A 17,731-nucleotide genomic window follows, 5' to 3' on the forward strand; every position below is an offset into this window, starting at 1 on the left:
GACAGTCCTTCAGGGCGATCGCATGAATCTTATACGAGACCCAGGAGTTGAGCCCGGAAGCTGTCGGAAGTTGCGGCGATGAGGCGCTGCACCTTGAGGCCGCCCTTGCGTTTGACCGGGGCGGTGCGTAGGAGGTCGAGGACGAACTGGCGCAGGACGGCAAGGTTGTGGGCAGCATGATCGGTACGCGTGCGCGCCTGGTCATCTCGGAGGACGACATCGATGCACCAGTGCAGACTGTTCTCGACACGCCAATGCTGGCGAACGGCGTAGTTCATTCGTTCGGCGTCCGGAGCGAGGCTGCTGAGATAAACGCGACGTTCGACGGAGGTCTTGCCAGCGATCGTCCGTTCGCTGGTAATCATCGCGAAGGACTTCAGGTCTGGCCATCGTTCCGGCGCATGCAGGCAGTCGAGCTGGTCGAAGACGTGGCAGCGCCGCACCTCCAAACGTCCATGGTCTTTCTCGACGACTTCGTGAAACCGGTGCGGGGTCCGCTCCGGCGCGGCGTCAAAGGCGCTGACGAAATCTTCGATGGACTCGGCCAGGGTGGGCTGATTGTCCTTGACCGCCAGCACATAGTCGGCTCCGCGATCGCGAATGGTCTGCGCGATGTTGGGCTGCGTACCCATCGCGTCAAGCGTGACGATGCAGCCTTCCAGTGCCAGGGTGGTCAGCAGTTCCGGAATGGCCGTCTTCTCGTTCGACTTCGCAGCCGTCGCACGCTGTCCAAGCACCACGCCGGCCTCGGCGGCGACAGCGCTCACCAAGTGCAGCGGCGTCGCACCCGCTTGACCCGAACGACGACTCGTCTTGCCATCGATCGCGACGACTTCCTCGCGGCGCAACGTCGGCACGACCTGGCCCACCCAGCGCAGGAAAGCCGCACCGAACTCCTCGGGATCGATCGCCGCGAACACCCGCCCGAACGTGTCATGGCAGGGAATGCCGTGCTCCAGTTTGAGATACTGGCGCAGCCAGTCGAGCTTCTCCTTCCCCCAGACCTCGATTTCGACGAAGCCATCCGTACCCGAGAGCACCGCGCACACCGCCACCACCAGCATCTCCACGAGGTCATGCTCGACCTTCTTCGCCTGCCGGCGATCCCGCACACCCACCCATACATCCATCAACCGAATCCCGCCTCCTGTCTCCATGGAAACTCCAAAAAGACGGAAAACTACACAAATCAATGAGCTGTGAACAGCCCCTTCGTAACTTCCTGAACGTAAACGACTATTTTCGAAGGGCAACGACAATGGCATTCATGCGATCGCCCTGGACAGTCCTTCGGCTCGGCGGGATGGCCGGGGTGGCGGTGATATAATCGCCGGCCAATCTGTGCCCATCCGATCCGCGACCACCATCCCCCAGCATGCCGTTGCATACCCTTGGCATCAATCACCATTCGGCGCCACTTTCGATCCGTGAGCAGGTGGCTTTTCACGCGGAAAGGGTGCAGCTGGCACTTGCCGATCTGACTCGCCGGAAGTCGATTCAGGAAGCGGCGATCCTGTCGACCTGCAATCGGACCGAGGTCTATCTGACGACGGAGGCACCGGAGGTGGCTCGCCAGTGGCTGGCCGAGTACCACCGGCTGGAGCAGTGGCAGATCGAGCCCTACCTGTATGCCTACCCTGAGCGGGCGGCTGTCAGGCATGTATTTCGGGTGGCCAGCGGACTCGATTCGATGGTCCTTGGCGAGCCGCAGATCCTGGGACAGATGAAGGAGGCGGCGCGCGCTGCCGAGGAGGCGGGAACGCTGGGCACGATCCTGCACAAGCTGTTCCAGCAGTCCTTCGCGGTCGCCAAGGAAGTTCGCTCGACGACTGCCATCGGTGCCAACATCGTGTCGATGGCGGCTGCCGCAGTGCGACTGGCGTGCAGAATTTTCGAACGAATTGCCGAGCAGAGAATCCTGTTCATCGGTGCCGGCGAGATGGTCGAGCTGTGCGCCCGTCATTTCGCAGCACAGCAGCCGAGACAGGTGGTGATCGCCAACCGCACGATCGAGCGCGGGCTTGCTCTTGCCGATCGCTTCGGTGGCTCGGCCATCCGCCTGGAGGAGCTTGGCGACCGTCTGCCGCAGTTCGATATCGTCATTTCGTGTACGGCTAGTCCACTGCCGATCATCGGCCTTGGCATGGTGGAGCGGGCGATCAGGGTGCGTCGTCATCGCCCCATGTTCATGGTCGACCTCGCGGTTCCACGCGACATCGAAGCCGAGGTCGGCGATATGGACGACGTCTTCCTCTACACGGTCGATGACTTGGCGCAGGTCGTCGAATCCGGTATGGAATCGCGCCAAGCAGCGGTGGTGGACGCCGAAGCGATCATCAGCGAGCGGGTCGAAGGATTCCTGCGCTGGCTCGCGACGCGGGCGACCGTCCCGGTCATCCGCTCGCTCCGGGACGCTGCCGACCGTGCCCGCCGGCACGAGGTCGAGCACGCGCTGAAGCTGCTCGCCAGGGGCGAGGATCCGGCGCAGGTCCTCGAGCACCTGTCGCACAGGTTGACCAACAAGTTCCTGCATGCTCCGACACAGGCGCTGACACAGGCCGCCGGTGAAAACCATGACCTGCACTCGGTTGTCGCCTTGCTCTTCCGCCTGCACGCGGATCCCCGCCCGGGCGACTAGGCGGACGCGCTCACGGCCCAGCTCCTGCTGCCGTTGTTTCCCGTATCCTCACCTGCTGAAAGCAAGGATCTGATGAACGAGAGTATTCGTGACAAACTGGAACATCTGGCCGGGCGGCTCGACGAACTCGACCGCATGCTGGCGCACGGCGAAGTGACCCGGGACATCGACGAGTACCGCAAGTTGTCGCGCGAGCACGCCGAGCTTGGTCCGCTGGTCCAGTTGTACCACGACTGGCGGCGGGCCCACGGGGATCTCGCCGCCGGTCTCGAGATGCTCACCGATCCAGAAATGCGGGAACTGGCAGAGGCCGAGATCTCGGCCATCCGCGGGCGACTGCCGGCAATCGAGGCCGAACTGCAGAAGCTGCTGTTGCCCCGCGACGCCAATGACGAGCGCAATGTCTTTCTCGAGATCCGGGCCGGGACGGGAGGCGACGAATCGGCCCTCTTTGCCGGCAGCCTGTTTCGCATGTACGCGCGCTATGCGGAACGTCGGCGTTGGCAGGTCGAGGTGATTTCGGCCAGCGTTTCCGACCTCGGCGGCTATCGGGAGATCATCGCCCGCATCATTGGCAGCGGCGCCTACTCGCGGCTGAAGTTCGAGTCGGGAGGCCATCGGGTGCAGCGCGTTCCGGAAACCGAGGCGCAGGGCCGCATCCATACGTCCGCTTGTACCGTAGCCGTCATGCCGGAAGCACAAGCGCTCGAGGAGGTGCTGATCAACCCGGCGGAGATCCGCGTCGATACCTATCGCGCTTCCGGTGCGGGCGGGCAGCACATCAACAAGACCGACTCGGCGGTACGCATCACGCACCTGCCAACGGGGATCGTCGTCGAGTGCCAGGATGACCGATCGCAGCACAAGAACAAGGCGCAGGCCATGTCTGTACTCGTGGCGCGGATCAAGGATGCGCAGGAACGACAGCAGCATGCCAACATTGCTTCGACGCGCCGGAACCTCATCGGCAGCGGAGACCGTTCCGAGCGGATTCGCACCTACAACTTTCCGCAGGGGCGAGTGACCGACCACCGCATCAACCTGACCCTGTACAAGATCGACGCCATCATGGATGGTGAGCTTGACGAACTCATCACCGCGCTCACTGCCGAGCATCAGGCTGACCAGCTGGCGTTGCTCGCCGACGCCGAGTGAACGACATGGCAGCAGATGGCGGCGGTCGGCCCCATGGCAAGGGCTCGCTGCATGGCGTGCGAGAGAACTCCCTGGTCGGCGGGGCGGTCTGGTGACGAGCATCGGCGATGCGTGGCGGCTGGCACGGCAGCGGATCGATCGGCTCGATGCGCGCCTGCTGATCGAGTACGTCAGCGGTTGCAGCCACGCGGATCTCATCGCTCACCCGACCAGACGGCTGTCGGAGCTGCAGGTCCGGAGGCTCGACACGCTCGTGCGGCGACGCGCGAGTGGCGAGCCTTTGGCGTACCTGCTGGGAAGCGCTGGCTTCTACGGTCGTGAGTTCAAGGTCACCGGCGACGTGCTTGTTCCGCGTCCGGAGACGGAACTGCTGGTCGAACTGGCACTCGAACGTCTGCGGCACGTGGCGGAGCCCGTCGTCGCGGATCTCGGCACCGGTTCGGGGGCGTTGGCGGTGACACTGAAGTGCCTTTGCCCGCAAGCGAGAGTCGTGGCGGTCGATCTGTCACCGGCGGCACTGGCTGTTGCGCGGCTGAACGCCAGCCTGCACAGGGCGACGGTGCGCTTTGTCGAAGGTGACTGGTATGGACCACTCACCGACGAACATTTCGACCTGATTGTCGCCAATCCGCCCTACGTGGCAGCGGCTGACCCGCATCTGGAGCGCGGTGGCCTGCCGTTCGAACCACGTTTGGCCTTGACCGACGGTGTGCTCGGTGGCGATGGCCTGGGCTGCACGCGGGTGATCGTTGGCGGTGCCGTGAGGCACCTGCTGCCGGGAGGCTGGCTGCTGATCGAGCATGGGCACGAGCACGGGGTGGCCGTGCGCCACCTGTTGCACCGGGCCGGTCTGAGCGAGGTTGCTACATGGCCCGATCTGTCGGGCAGCGAGCGTGTCAGCGGTGCCTGCCTGGTTGGCGGCCGCGACTGAGAGTGGCAGCAGACCGTCCTGCTTTCTTCAACCACATGACGTACGAGGTTTCAACATGGATGTACAGCAACTGATCAAGAAGCAGGTAACAAGCAACCCGGTGGTTCTCTACATGAAGGGAACCCCACAGTTTCCACAGTGCGGCTTCTCCGCCGTTTCGGTGCAGATTCTCAAGGCTTGTGGTGTGGCCAGCTTCTTCAGCGTCAATGTCCTCGAAGATCCGGAGATTCGGAGCGGCATCAAGGAGTTTGCCAATTGGCCGACCATTCCGCAGCTCTACGTCGGCGGCGAGTTCATTGGCGGCTGCGACATCATGCGCGAGATGTACGAGGAGGGTGAACTCCAGAAGCTTCTGCAGCACCAGTCCGGCTGAGGTTGAGGGGGCGGCCCGCTGGCAGAGACGTCGCCGAGGCCTGTTGTCGGCTGTAGGCGAGTGCTGGCCGAGACACTTCCGGCAGCGCTTGGCACCGGCGGGCGCTTTCGGAGTTCGTTCCCTCTTTCATGCGCTGGTTTGCGCGACAATCGAGGTTGGCAAGCGATGCAAAGGAGGGCCACATGAGCGTGAGATCCTTCATCGGGCGGGTTGCTCCGGCGCTCGTCTGCGTCCTCCTGCTTTCGGCTTGCGCCGGCTACAGTGGCTACGGCCTGAAGCCCGGTGTGGCCACGGTGTCCGACGTCGTCGCGACGATGGGCGTTCCGGCGATGCGTTGGCTCGACGCCGATGGTAGCGAACAACTGGCCTTTCCCCGGGGGCCGTCGGGTCCGCAGACGTTCATGGTCTTCATGGCGCCGGACGGACGATTGCAGCGGATCGAGCAGGTACTGGACATGGAGCATTTCGCGCGCATCCAGCCTGGCAAGAGTGACCGCGAGTCCGTGCTGCGTCTCCTCGGTCCACCGGTACCGCAATGGACCGCCTATTTCAAGGCGCGCGACGAACTCGTCTGGGAGTGGCAGTTCTGCGATTCATGGAACCAACTCGCGCGCTTTGACGTCCTCTTCGACCCCAGCAGCGGCATTGTCCGCACGAGTTACCAGCGGCAGGTCCTGATGGGCTTTGATGGCGTTGCGCCCTTCTGCGGCCGCTGAGCAGCAGATCCGGTGCCGCGGTGCCCGGGACCAGCCTTGGCATCCGCAGCCGGTTTCAGAATGATACGAGCCGGATGTTGGCCGAGGCCAAGCGGTCGCTGAGGACGGCGAGGAATGCCTGGTAGAAGTGCATCCGGCAAGTTGCCGACGATTCCTGCAGGGCTGTCGCGGCGATCATCACCAGCTTGGCGTCCGTCAGCGCGACGACGTCGGCGCCGCGTCGGGATGTCGCCTTGCCGATCACCGCCATCTCGCCAAAGCACTCGCCACTGGTGAGCAGATCGAGAAGCATGCCGTTCTTGAGCACCTTCAGTTCGCCTTCGGCGAGGAAGTAGAAACAATCCCCGACCTCGCCGTCGGCAATGATGACAGCGTCGGGAGCAACCCGGCTCCATTTCGAAAAGCGGACGACCTCCCAGATCTCGCCCTCGGAGAACTCGGCGAAGAAGCTGAACGAGCGGAGCCTTTCGAACTTCTCGAAGTCGGCCATGCGCTCTGCCGGCGCGCTCGGCCTCCTGCCGCGAAAGGCAAGTGTCAGGTCGTGTCCGAACTCGCTCCAACTGGTGTACCGGGCATCAAGCTGCTTGCTCATCGCGCGCGCGACAATCGCATCGAGGGCTGCGGGAATCTCGCTGCGCAGTGACGACGGGCGGCGTGGCTCGGCGTTGATGATCTGGTAAACGAGATCATAACTGTTGCGTGCCTGAAAAGGCAGCTGCCCGGTCAGTAACTGGTACATGACGACGCCGAGCGAGTAGATATCGGTCTGATGATCGAGCGCCCGGTCCTTGACCTGCTCCGGCGACATGTAGGCTGGCGAGCCGATCCCGAGCACCAACGTGCGCTCGGGCGAGCCGATGATCGCGGCACCGAAATCGGAGACTTTGATGTCGCCCTGATTCGGGTCGGTGCTGGCAAAGAGGATGTTCGCCGGCTTGATGTCGCGATGGGTGATGCCCGTCCGGAAAGCGAAATCGAGCGCTCGTGTGCACTTGAAGATGATCTCGACGACCCGCTCGATGGGCAGCAGGTGGTCGCGGGAGCAGACGCTCTCGAGTGTGCCACCCGGTACATACTCCATGACGATGTAGCAAAGCTGGTCATCGACCACCGCATCGTAGGTCTGGACGATGTGCGGGTGGGACATCTTGCCGATCAGCGCGGCTTCATTGAGGAACAGGTGGGTATACAACTTTCCCCGCCTGGGGTCCTTGAGGATGCCGGGGAAGGCGATCTTGATCGCCACCTCTCGCCGGGTGAAATGGTCGCTTCCGAGATAGACGGTGGACGTCGCTCCGCGACCGATCTCGCGTACCAGCTCGTACTTGCCCACCTTGTCCATGTCCGCTTCAGGCGTCTAGGTCGGGGAACGGGCGCGGGCGATCGCTGCCCTGACCTGCTGTGGCGAAGTGGCACCGTGGTGATTGCGTGCTGCAAGTGAGCCCTCGACCGTCAGCACGCCGAAGACATCGTCGTCGATCAGCGGCGAGAAGTGCCGCAGGTCGGCGAGCGACAGCTGCGCCAAGTCGACGCCCAGCTCTTCCGCGCGGCGAACCGCCAAGCCCACCACTTCATGGGCGTCGCGAAAGGGCAGGCCCTTGCGGGTCAGGTAATCGGCGAGGTCGGTGGCAGTCGCGAAACCCTGGCGCAGGGCGCTGCGCATGTTCTCGGCATTGGCGGTGATCCCGGGGATCATTTCGATGAAGATGCGCAGCGTGTCGGTGACGGTGTCGATGGCGTCGAAAAGCGGCTCCTTGTCTTCCTGGTTATCCTTGTTGTAGGCCAGTGGCTGGCCCTTCATCAGGGTCAACAGGCCGACAAGGTGGCCGAAGACGCGGCCGGTCTTGCCGCGTGCCAATTCCGGTACGTCGGGGTTCCTTTTCTGCGGCATGATCGAACTGCCGGTACAGAAGCGGTCGGCCAGGGTGATGAAGCCGAAACGCGGATTCATCCACAACACCAGTTCCTCAGACAGACGCGACAGGTGCATCATCAGCAGGGCGGCGGCAGCGCAGAATTCGATCGCGAAATCGCGGTCGGAGACGGCATCGAGCGAATTCTCGCAGACCCCGTCGAAGCCCAGCAGCGCGGCGACGCAATGCCGGTCGATCGGATAGGTGGTGCCGGCGAGCGCTGCCGCGCCGAGCGGCAACCGGTTGGTGCGCCGCCGGCAATCGGCGAAACGCTCGGCGTCCCGTCGCGTCATCTCGACATAAGCGAGCAGGTGGTGTCCGAACGTCACTGGCTGAGCGACCTGCAAGTGCGTGAAGCCGGGCAGTGGGGTCGCCGCCTCCCGCTCTGCGAGGTCCAGGAGCCTGCTCTGGAATTCGCCGAGCAGGACGTCGATGTCGTCGATCGCATCGCGCAGGTAGAGACGAATGTCGGTCGCCACTTGATCGTTGCGCGAGCGACCCGTGTGCAGCCGCTTGCCGGCATCACCGATCAATGTGGTCAGCCGCTTCTCGATGTTAAGGTGTACATCTTCCAGGTCGACCGACCAGAGGAACGCCCCGCTTTCAATCTCGCTCGCCACCTGTGCCATGCCACGTTCGATGTCGGCGAGGTCGGCGGCACTGATGATTCCCTGCCGCGCCAGCATCGTCGCGTGTGCCAGCGAGGCCCGGATGTCCTGACGCCACATCCTCTGGTCGAAGCGGACCGAAGCGGTGTAGCGCTTGACGAGTTCAGAGGTGGGTTCGGAGAAGCGGCCGGCCCACGTGTATTGGTGAAGGTCCGATTGGCTCATGGGGAACAGGTTCCTGGGATAAAATCATTCGTAGAACCTTGTACAGGCGTCATTGCAACTGATGGCAAGTATAAAGCAAAACGCCGAGAGCCAGCCGCTGCCCGACTTTCGCAATGCCGGAGTCATGCTTCGTATCCTGCTGGGCGTCAATTTGCTGGCCTTGCTTGCCGCGCTGGTGCGCCAGGAGGGGCTGGTTGCCTGCCTGCAGGACTACGTCGCCATGGCCGCCTGGTTGCAGCCACTGCTGCTGTTCAACCTCGCCGTGCTGGCACTGCTCGGCAATCGGCTGCAGGGCCTCGCGGGGTGGAGCGCCCGCGCACTGGTTGTCGTGCTGGCCGCGACGTCGGCGGCCCTGCTCTCGCTCCTGTGGTCTCTTCTCACTTTCGATGAATGGGGCTGGCAGGGGCTGCTGCGGGCCGGCCTGCTTGCCGGCACGGCGGCGGCCTGCATGCTGTCCTACCTGGCGTTGCGGGTCAGCGCCCTGTCGCCGGCACTGATCGAAGCCCGCCTGCAAGCGCTGACCGCCCGTATCCGGCCGCATTTCCTGTTCAACAGCCTGACAGCGGTGATCTCGTTGATCCGCCTCGATCCACGGCGTGCCGAAACTGCACTGGAAGAACTTGCCGAACTGTTCCGCGCGCTTCTGCGCGACCCGCGTCAGCTGTTGCCGATCGGCGATGAGCTTGCTTTGTGCCGGCAGTACCTGGATCTGGAGAAGCTGCGACTGGGCGAGCGCCTGCAGGTCGAGTGGAGCATCGGCGACCCGCCCGCCGATCTCCTGGTTCCGCCCATGCTGCTGCAGCCGCTGCTGGAGAACGCGGTCTACCACGGCATCGAGCCCGCTGCCAATGGCGGCACGATCCGCGTCGGCCTGCTGCTGCGTGGTGACGAACTGCACATCGATCTGGCCAACCCGAGCGTGCCCCATGCCGGGCATGCGCGCGGCAATCACATGGGACTCGACAACGTTCGCGAGCGGCTGGCGCTGTATTACGATCTCGAAGCCCGGCTCGACACCAGCGAAGTGCGACTCGCCGACGGCAGCCGCGAGTACCGTGTACACATCGTCCTGCCTGGAGCTGCCTCGCGGTGAGCGTCGTCTGCGCCCCGCCAGCCCCCCCGGTTGCGGTGCTGATCGTCGACGATGAGGCGCCGGCGCGTGCGCGCCTGCGCGATCTGCTCGCCGATCTTGCTGCCGAAATGCCGAACCAGGTGGTCGCCGAGGCGGAGAACGGAATCGTCGCACTCGGGGTGCTCGCCGCACTCAAGGTGGACGTTGCGCTGGTAGACATTCGCATGCCGAGGATGGACGGAATCGAATTCGCTCGTCATCTGTCGCAGGTCGCGCAGCCGCCAGCAGTGATCTTCGTCACCGCCTACGATGCCTATGCGGTACAGGCCTTCGAGCTCAGCGCCGTCGACTATCTGCTCAAGCCGGTGCGCCCGGCACGTCTGCTGGCGGCATTGCGCAAGCTGGCACGACAGCGACCGCTGAGCGCCGCTCAGTTGGCACGGCTGCCGCAGGTGGCACGCAGTCATCTTTCCTGTCATGAACGCGGTCGCCTGTTGCTGATTCCCGTCACCGCCATCATCTACCTCAAGGCGGACCTGAAGTACGTGACGGTACGTACACGCGAGCGCGAGTTTCTGGTGGACGAGTCGCTGACCCATCTCGAACAGGAATTCGGCGATCAGTTCATTCGCCTGCACCGCAGCGTACTGGTCGCGCGCGACGCGATCATCGGTTTTTCGCGCAGCGCCGCCGATGATGCCGAGGCGCAGTGGCAGGCACTGCTGCGCGACGTTGCCGAGCGGCTGCCGGTGAGCCGCCGGCAGTGGCCGCTGGTGAAATCGCTCGTGCGCCGCAGCGGCGGCTGAGGGGCAGACCGCGGGAGGCGCTTCTTGACACTCATCAAGGTGACGCGAAGCATGCTCCTTATAATTTTCCTTCCCCTGCGACGAGAATCCAATGATGCACTTCGGCTTGTGGGCTCGACTTCTTGCCGCGCTGTTGGCGGGCGGTGCGGTTCTGCCAGCGGCAGCGCTTGATCTGGAGCGGGCCAGGGACATTTACGGTCCCTGCGCGGCCTGTCACGGCGAGTTTGGGGCAGGCGGCAAGAAGGGCGAATATCCGCGTGTCGCGGGGCAATTGCCGAAATACCTCGAGCAGCAACTGAAGGCCTTTCAGAGCCAGCGCCGAGTCAATCTGCCGATGTATCCCTACACCAAGGAACGGGAGTTGCCGGACGAGGACATGAAGCTCGTCTCCGCCTACCTGGCACAGATCGAACTGCCAACCAGGCCGCCGCTGTTCAGGGAGAGCGATGACGCGCTGACGCGTCTGCTGGCGATGGAAAAAGTGATGATCGTTCCACGCGCCGAGGGAAACATCGACAATGGCAAGCTCGCCTATGAAGAGAACTGCGCTGCATGCCATGGCAAGAGCGGCAAGGGTCGCGGCATGTTTCCGATGCTCGTCGGCCAGTACACCAGCTATCTCAGGAAACAGATCGATGCCTACCTGAAGGCGGACCGCCCGCATGACGAAGACAGTGCCAGCGAGGGGGTGCTGTACAGCTTGCAGGCGCGGGACATTCAGGATGTCCTGGCTTACCTGACAGCGATCCAGGAGGTGCAACCCTGAGGCTCAGAGCCGTTGCCAGACCTGCCAGCGTTCGCGACCGGCAAAGACCGGCAGCGAGTCGCTGACTGCGCGGTCCTCACGGCAGACGAAGCCTGGCGTCAGCAGCGCCGCCAATTGCTCGGGCAGGATGCCGAACGGTGGGCCCCGCAACTCCTCGCTGAAAAAGAAGTAGCCGGCGAGTTGGCCGCCGGTGGGCAGCAGCTCGGCGACCCGACGCCCGTACTGCGGCCACAGGTGGCGCGGCAGCGCACAGAGGAAGGCACGCTCGTAGATGAGGTCGAAAGGCCCTGTCGCGACGAAGGAAAAGAAGTCGGCCGCGAGCAGAGTTCCGCACCACGAGTCGCCAACGCTCCTGCGGGCCAGTTCGATGGCGGCGGCCGAGAAGTCGAGCGCGGTTACCTGCCAGCCCTGCTGGTCGAGGTACGCGGCGTCAAAGCCGCTGCCGCAGCCAGGAACGAGGACCCGTGGTCGGCGTCGCGGCTGCGTCGGTGCTGCAGCGCCGGCGGTCGGCGCGCAAGTGCGGACAAACTGGCGCAATTCCAGCGGTGCGGCACCGGCTTCCCACGGCGTGATGCCGCTGCGGAAGCGATGATCCCAGAAGGCGGCAAGTTCCGGCCGCTGGCAGGCTGGCTTTTCGGACAACTCCGTACTCTCCTTGCTAAAATCAGTGCCGCCCGCATCGCGCCAAGGGGTCGATGCGGGCTTCGCGTGCCGGGTGTCCGGCCAATGCTCCCTGCCGGAATCCTGCCGTGATGAGTGCTTTCCCAGTCCAGTCTCGTATCGTCATCGCCTCGCGCGAATCGCGCCTCGCCATGTGGCAGGCGGAACACATTCGCGCCCGCCTGAGCGGATTATATCCAGGGACGGTGGTCGATATCCTCGGCATGAGCACTCGTGGCGACCAGATCATCGATCGGCCGCTGGCGGCGATTGGTGGCAAGGGCCTGTTCATCAAGGAGCTCGAGGTCGCCATGCAGGATGGCCACGCCGATCTCGCGGTTCATTCGCTCAAGGATGTGCCGATGGAGATGCCCGAGGGCTTCGTGCTGGCGGCGATCTCGGCGCGCGAGAATCCCTGCGACGCCTTCGTCTCCAGTCGCTTTGCCGGTGTCGACGAGCTGCCGGCGGGTGCCGTTGTCGGCACTTCGAGCCTGCGGCGGGCGGCCATCCTGCGCGCCTGCCATCCGCGACTGCTGATCCGGAGTCTGCGCGGCAACCTTGATACGCGCCTGCGCAAGCTCGATAGCGGAGACTACGACGCGATCATCCTGGCGGCGGCCGGCCTGATCCGTCTCGGATTGGCGGAGCGGATCAGGTCGCTGCTGACGCCCGAGCAGTCGCTGCCGGCTCCCGGCCAGGGAGTCCTTGGCATCGAAGTCTGCAGCGCGCGAGCGGACATCGCAGCGCTCGTTGCGCCGCTCAGCGATCCTGTGACGGCGCACTGCGTGCGTGCCGAACGCGCCTTTTCGCGCGCACTCGGCGGCAGTTGCCAGGTTCCACTGGCCGCCCATGCCGTGCCCGAGGGCGACCACCTCTGGTTGCGGGGTTGGGTGGCGACGCCGGACGGTGGGCAGATGGTTCGCGGAGAGCTGCGCGGCAGCCGGACCGACGATGAGGCGATCGGTTGCTCGCTGGCACAGATGCTGCGCCAGCAGGGGGCCGACGCGATCCTGCAGCAGCTTGCCGCCGCCTGATGGCGCATTCGCTGGATGGCCGGACGATCGTTGTCACGCGTCCGCGGCCGCAGGCGTCGCAGCTGGCTGCCTGGATCGGCGAGCAGGGTGGCGAGGCGCTGGTCTTTCCGCTGCTCGAGATCTCTGCCGCGGCCGACCTGGCCCCGTTGCAGGCGGCGATCGATCGTCTGGACACCTACTCGCTGGCGATCTTCATCAGCCCGAATGCCGTCGACCACAGCCTGCCGGCGGTACTGGCCCGCCGCCAATGGCCGCCGGCGCTGCGGCCGGCGGCCATTGGCCCGGGGACGGTGACGGCGCTGGCCGCATACGGCATCGGCGAGGTGCTGCTGCCCTCGGATCGTTTCGATTCCGAAGCCCTGCTCGCCCTTGCCGGCCTGCAGGCCGCAGTGGTAAGACAGCGTCGGGTGCTGATCCTACGTGGGGACGGAGGGCGTGAACTGCTGGCCGACACCTTGCGCGAGCGTGGCGCACAGGTCGACGCGGTTGCCTGCTACCGGCGCCACGCGCCAGCGGACGCGGCACCTCTGCAGGCGCTCTGGCACGCTGGCCGACTCGACGCGATCATCATTTCCTCGAGCGAAGGCTTGCGGCATCTGGTCGGTCTGCTCGACGAGCATTGTCTTGCCTGCCTGCGCAACACTCCGGTATTCGTGCCGCATCAGCGAATAGCCGAGTCCGCGCGTGCGTTCGGTCTGCAGCAGGTAATCCAGAGCGGTCCCGCCGATGCCGGAATCATGGCGGCGGTAGTTGCCCACGACTGGCGGCGAGAGTGATCGAAACCCCTGCATCTGCGGCGTCGCCGCCGCACCCTCGCGCAGCTGCGGTGCAGTCGCCATGACGCGCCGGCCCGTTCGCTCCGCGGGCGATTAGAGCCAGTCGCGTGCCGGCAGCATGTCGTAGAGGACTGCCTCAGCGCTTCCGGGTTCGGGTTGCCAGTCGTAGCGCCACTTGACGATCGGCGGCAGCGACATCAGGATCGACTCGGTACGGCCGCCCGATTGCAGGCCAAAGAGGGTGCCGCGATCCCAGACCAGATTGAACTCGACGTAGCGTCCGCGCCGGTAGGCCTGGAAATCCCGCTCGCGTTCGCCGTAGGGCGTCTCGTGTCGCTTGGTGACGAGCGGCAGGTAGGCGTCGGGAAACGCATCGCCAACCGATCGGGTGAGAGCGAAACAGCGCTCGAAGCCACCTTCGCATAGGTCGTCGAAGAAGATGCCGCCAACGCCGCGCGGCTCGTTGCGGTGCTTGAGGAAGAAGTACTCGTCACACCACTTCTTGTAGCGTGCGTGACAGTCTTCGCCAAAGGGCTGCAGGGCGTCGCGGCAGGCGGTGTGGAAGTGGCGCACGTCTTCGACGAACGGGTAGTAGGGCGTCAGATCCATGCCACCGCCAAACCACCAGACCGGCGCCGCGTCGTTGCGCGTGGCGAGCAGCGCCCGCACGTTCATGTGCGCGGTCGGGCAGAAGGGATTCTCCGGATGCAGAACCAGCGAAACCCCCATCGCCGCGAACGCGCGTCCGGCGAGTTCGGGTCGTTTGGCTGTTGCCGAGGCCGGCAGCGCGGCGCCGCTGACTTCCGAGAAGGCGATGCCGCCGCGTTCGAAGACGCGCCCGCCTTCGATGATGCAGGTACAGCCGCTGCCGCTGAGCGGCGCGCCCGCCTCCTTCTGCCAGCGATCGACGCGAAAGCGCCTGCCGCCGCTGCCCTCGATCGCTTCGGCTGCCGTCACGAGGCGTGTCTGCAGGCCGCAGAAATAGTCCCGGAGGCGGTGGGTTTCGATCATCGGCGGTCCGTTGTCCTGACTGTCACCCGCCTCCGGGACGGGCCGCCGTTCATCGGCTGGCAGCCCGGTGGCCGATGTCGCGGCGGTACTGCATGCCATCGAAGTGAATGCGGGTGATCAGGTCGTAGGCTCGTTTCTGCGCCTGTCTGACGTTCTCCGCCAGCGTTGTCACACAGAGCACGCGGCCACCGGCGGTCATGATCCGGCCGTCTGTCTTCTCGCTCGTGCCGGCATGGAAGACGTGACTGTCGTTGCTGTTGCCCGGCAGGCCGCTGATGGGGTCTCCGGTACGCGGGGCAGCGGGATAGTTGGCGGCCGCAAGAACGACTCCGAGGGCGACTCGTCGATCCCAACTGGCCTCGACGAGGTTGAGCCGGCCGGCGACAGCGTGCTCGAGCAGGTTGAGCAGATCACTCTGCAGACGCATCATGATCGGCTGCGTCTCCGGGTCTCCGAGGCGGCAGTTGAACTCGACCGTCTTCACCGAACCATCCCTGCCGACCATCAGGCCGGCGTAGAGAAAACCGGTGTAGGGGATGCCGTCGGCAGCCATGCCGCGAACCGTCGGCAGGATGATCTCGCGCATCGCCCGTGCGTGCACCTCGGGGGTCACGACCGGTGCCGGCGAGTAGGCGCCCATGCCGCCGGTGTTGGGGCCGGTATCGCCGTCACCGATCCGCTTGTGGTCCTGGCTTGACGCCAGTGGCAGGACGTTGCGGCCATCCACCATGACGATGAAACTGGCTTCCTCGCCATCGAGGAACTCCTCGATGACCACTCTGGCCACGCTTCCGTCCCGCGTCGCTTCCCGTTCGGCAGGCGGCAGCATCTGGTCGATCGCGGCGTGTGCCTCGGCGAGATTGCTGGCGACGACCACGCCTTTGCCGGCGGCGAGGCCGTCAGCCTTGACGACGATCGGTGCGCCCTGCTCGTCTACGTATGCGTGTGCCGCTGCGCGTTCGCTGAAGCTGGCGAAGCGGGCGGTCGGGATGTTGTGCCTGAGCATGAAGCGCTTGGCGAAATCCTTCGAGCTCTCGAGTTGAGCGGCTTCGCGTGTCGGACCAAAAATGGTCAGGCCGCGGGCGCGAAAGAGGTTGACGATGCCGGCGGCGAGGGGCGCTTCCGGACCGACGACGGTCAGCCGGACATTCTCCCGTTGAGCGAAATCGGCGAGTTCCTGAGGGCTGCTCAGCGGCACGTTCTGCAATCCATTCTCGCGCGCCGTGCCGGCGTTGCCCGGGGCAACGAACACCTTCACCAATCCGGGCGTTTTCGCCAGTCGCCAAGCCAGCGCGTGTTCGCGACCGCCGGAACCGATTACGAGCAGTTTCATCTGCATCCTCTCCCTCTCCCACTGCCGACAGCCGGGCGCTTGGGTGGCGGCCCTTCCCGCACACCGTGCCCGACGCCGGCCCGCCGGGCCTTCAGTGCCGGAAATGGCGAGCGCCGGTGAACACCATTGCCAGTCCATGCTCGTCGGCCGCTGCAATCACCTCCTCGTCCCGCATTGAGCCCCCGGGCTGGATGACCGCTTTCGCGCCCGCAGCCGCGAGCACGTCGAGGCCATCGCGGAAGGGGAAGAAGGCGTCCGAAGCAACGCATGAGCCGGCGAGGTCGAGGCCGGCACTGCTTGCCTTGCTGGCGGCGATGCGCGTCGAGTCGACGCGGCTCATCTGGCCGGCACCAACGCCGAGGGTCATGCCGCGACCGCAGAAGACGATGGCGTTGGACTTGACGAACTTGGCGACGCGGTAGGCGAAGAGGAGGTCCTCGATCTGTGCCGATGTCGGCGCGATTCTCGTCACCACTTTCAGATCCGCTTCCTGGACGTTGAAGCGGTCGGCCGTCTGCAGCAGCAAGCCGCCGCCTACGCGCTTCATCTCGTGGGCGTGATAGACGCCGCGCGCCAGAGGCAGTTCGAGCACCCGCAGGTTCTGCTTGCCGGCCAGCAGCGCCCGCGCGGCATCGGTGAACGCCGGCGCGAGGAGGACCTCGACGAAATGCTTGTGCGCGTTCATCGCTTCCACGACGTCGGCGTCAACCGCAGCGTTGAAAGCAATGATGCCCCCGAACGCGGACGTCGAGTCGGTCTGGAAGGCCTTTTCGTATGCCCCGACCAAGGTCGGGTCGATGGCAACGCCACACGGATTGGCGTGCTTGATGATGACGCATGCCGGCGCGTCGAAAGTCTTTACGCACTCCCACGCGGCGTCGGCGTCGGCGATGTTGTTGTAGGAGAGGTCCTTGCCCTGCAATTGGCGATAATTGGCGATCGCTCCCGCGACCGGTGTCGGATCGCGGTAGAACGCCGCCTGCTGATGCGGATTCTCGCCATAGCGAAGCGTCTCGACACGGTCGAAGGCGAGCTGCAGGTGTGTCGGGAAAGCCTGTGGCTGCTGGTCGGGGTCGAGCGAAGTCAGCCAGTTGGCGATCGCCGCGTCGTAGCGGGCGGTATGCACGAAAGCCTTGCTGGCGAGAGCGAAGCGGGTCTCGAGGCTGAGCGCGCCATCGTTGGCCGCCATTTCGGCGAGCAGCGTCGGGTAGTCGTCGGGGTCACTGACTACCGCCACGCCGGTGTAGTTCTTGGCTGCGGAGCGGAGCATCGCCGGGCCGCCGATGTCGATGTTCTCGATGGCTTCGGCGAGAGTCACTCCCGCCCTGGCGACGGTTTCGCGGAAAGGGTAGAGATTGACGCAGACCAGATCGATCATCGGGATCGCATGCTGGTCAAGTGTCGCCATGTGCTCGGGGAGATCGCGGCGCGCGAGGATGCCGGCATGCACCTTCGGGTGCAGCGTCTTGACACGGCCGTCAAGCATCTCCGGGAAACCCGTGTAGTCGCCCACCTCGGTGACCGCCAGTCCAGCGTCCCGCAGCATGGTGGCGGTGCCACCGGTTGACAGCAGCCTGACGCCGTGGGCGACCAGTCCTCTGGCGAAGTCGAGGGCGCCGTTCTTGTTCGAAAGACTGAGCAGGGCTTGACGGATTTTCATGGTGGCAGGTAGGGCAAACAGGGTGGAGGGAGGCCGACACGACGCCTGGCGTGC

17 protein-coding genes are annotated in these 17,731 nt (G+C 64.8%); 10 read left to right on the plus strand and 7 right to left on the minus strand.

What is annotated here, in order from left to right; translation table 11 throughout:
• Nucleotides 1–29 precede the first annotated feature (29 nt).
• On the minus strand, nt 30–1,157 hold the full coding sequence (locus HT579_03425) for an ISAs1 family transposase (GenBank protein ID QKS31475.1): 1,128 nt from the start codon (nt 1,155–1,157) through the stop codon (nt 30–32).
• A gap of 218 nt (nt 1,158–1,375) precedes the next feature.
• Between HT579_03425 and HT579_03430 the strand changes: the two genes are divergently transcribed.
• From HT579_03430 to HT579_03450, 5 genes are all read left to right on the plus strand, one after another.
• Complete coding sequence (locus tag HT579_03430) at nt 1,376–2,638, plus strand: glutamyl-tRNA reductase (GenBank protein ID QKS28082.1); 1,263 nt, start codon at nt 1,376–1,378, stop codon at nt 2,636–2,638.
• A 72-nt stretch (nt 2,639–2,710) separates the two neighbouring features.
• Nucleotides 2,711–3,793, plus strand: a complete 1,083-nt coding sequence (gene prfA / locus HT579_03435; GenBank protein ID QKS28083.1) for a peptide chain release factor 1 — start codon at nt 2,711–2,713, stop codon at nt 3,791–3,793.
• Nucleotides 3,711–4,724: a peptide chain release factor N(5)-glutamine methyltransferase gene (prmC, locus tag HT579_03440; protein ID QKS28084.1), complete on the plus strand. Its 1,014-nt coding sequence runs from the start codon at nt 3,711–3,713 to the stop codon at nt 4,722–4,724. Before prfA ends, prmC begins: the two co-directional genes overlap by 83 nt.
• 55 nt (nt 4,725–4,779) lie before the next feature.
• A complete protein-coding gene (gene grxD, locus HT579_03445; GenBank protein ID QKS28085.1) occupies nt 4,780–5,097 on the plus strand; it encodes a Grx4 family monothiol glutaredoxin in 318 nt (105 codons plus the stop codon).
• Nucleotides 5,098–5,279: 182 nt separating this feature from the next.
• Nucleotides 5,280–5,813: a hypothetical protein gene (locus HT579_03450; GenBank protein QKS28086.1), complete on the plus strand. Its 534-nt coding sequence runs from the start codon at nt 5,280–5,282 to the stop codon at nt 5,811–5,813.
• Nucleotides 5,814–5,868: 55 nt separating this feature from the next.
• Here the strand turns inward: HT579_03450 and HT579_03455 are convergent, their stop codons facing one another.
• Both HT579_03455 and argH read right to left on the minus strand, forming a co-directional pair.
• Nucleotides 5,869–7,155 carry a protein kinase gene (locus HT579_03455; protein QKS28087.1) on the minus strand — a complete coding sequence of 429 codons (1,287 nt, stop codon included), beginning with the start codon at nt 7,153–7,155 and terminating at the stop codon, nt 5,869–5,871.
• Between the two features lie 15 nt (nt 7,156–7,170).
• Complete coding sequence (argH, locus tag HT579_03460; protein ID QKS28088.1) at nt 7,171–8,559, minus strand: argininosuccinate lyase; 1,389 nt, start codon at nt 8,557–8,559, stop codon at nt 7,171–7,173.
• A 61-nt stretch (nt 8,560–8,620) separates the two neighbouring features.
• Between argH and HT579_03465 the strand changes: the two genes are divergently transcribed.
• The 3 genes from HT579_03465 (at nt 8,621) to HT579_03475 (ending at nt 11,203) form a co-directional block, all read left to right on the plus strand.
• Nucleotides 8,621–9,652 carry a histidine kinase gene (locus HT579_03465; GenBank protein QKS31476.1) on the plus strand — a complete coding sequence of 344 codons (1,032 nt, stop codon included), beginning with the start codon at nt 8,621–8,623 and terminating at the stop codon, nt 9,650–9,652.
• Nucleotides 9,649–10,437, plus strand: coding sequence for a response regulator transcription factor (locus HT579_03470; protein ID QKS28089.1), 789 nt, complete (start codon nt 9,649–9,651; stop codon nt 10,435–10,437). The genes HT579_03465 and HT579_03470 overlap by 4 nt, the downstream gene beginning before the upstream one ends.
• Nucleotides 10,438–10,528: 91 nt before the next feature.
• Nucleotides 10,529–11,203, plus strand: coding sequence for a c-type cytochrome (locus tag HT579_03475; GenBank protein ID QKS28090.1), 675 nt, complete (start codon nt 10,529–10,531; stop codon nt 11,201–11,203).
• Between the two features lie 3 nt (nt 11,204–11,206).
• Here HT579_03475 and HT579_03480 read toward each other — a convergent pair whose 3' ends face one another.
• Nucleotides 11,207–11,845 carry a methyltransferase domain-containing protein gene (locus tag HT579_03480; protein QKS28091.1) on the minus strand — a complete coding sequence of 213 codons (639 nt, stop codon included), beginning with the start codon at nt 11,843–11,845 and terminating at the stop codon, nt 11,207–11,209.
• A gap of 110 nt (nt 11,846–11,955) precedes the next feature.
• Between HT579_03480 and hemC the strand changes: the two genes are divergently transcribed.
• Nucleotides 11,956–12,897 (plus strand): hydroxymethylbilane synthase, encoded by a 942-nt coding sequence (hemC, locus tag HT579_03485; GenBank protein QKS28092.1) that lies wholly within the window; start codon nt 11,956–11,958, stop codon nt 12,895–12,897.
• Nucleotides 12,897–13,673 carry a uroporphyrinogen-III synthase gene (locus HT579_03490; protein QKS28093.1) on the plus strand — a complete coding sequence of 259 codons (777 nt, stop codon included), beginning with the start codon at nt 12,897–12,899 and terminating at the stop codon, nt 13,671–13,673. Before hemC ends, HT579_03490 begins: the two co-directional genes overlap by 1 nt.
• A gap of 93 nt (nt 13,674–13,766) precedes the next feature.
• Here HT579_03490 and hemF read toward each other — a convergent pair whose 3' ends face one another.
• The 3 genes from hemF to purH form a co-directional block, all read right to left on the minus strand.
• Entirely contained in the window at nt 13,767–14,684 is a 918-nt protein-coding gene (hemF, locus tag HT579_03495; protein QKS28094.1) for an oxygen-dependent coproporphyrinogen oxidase, read from the minus strand.
• 49 nt (nt 14,685–14,733) lie between these two features.
• On the minus strand, nt 14,734–16,017 hold the full coding sequence (gene purD, locus HT579_03500; protein ID QKS28095.1) for a phosphoribosylamine--glycine ligase: 1,284 nt from the start codon (nt 16,015–16,017) through the stop codon (nt 14,734–14,736).
• Nucleotides 16,018–16,108: 91 nt separating this feature from the next.
• A complete protein-coding gene (purH, locus tag HT579_03505; protein ID QKS28096.1) occupies nt 16,109–17,677 on the minus strand; it encodes a bifunctional phosphoribosylaminoimidazolecarboxamide formyltransferase/IMP cyclohydrolase in 1,569 nt (522 codons plus the stop codon).
• Between the last annotated feature and the right edge of the window lie 54 nt (nt 17,678–17,731).

It is taken from the genome of Candidatus Accumulibacter similis (assembly GCA_013347225.1).
GTDB lineage: Bacteria > Pseudomonadota > Gammaproteobacteria > Burkholderiales > Rhodocyclaceae > Accumulibacter > Accumulibacter similis.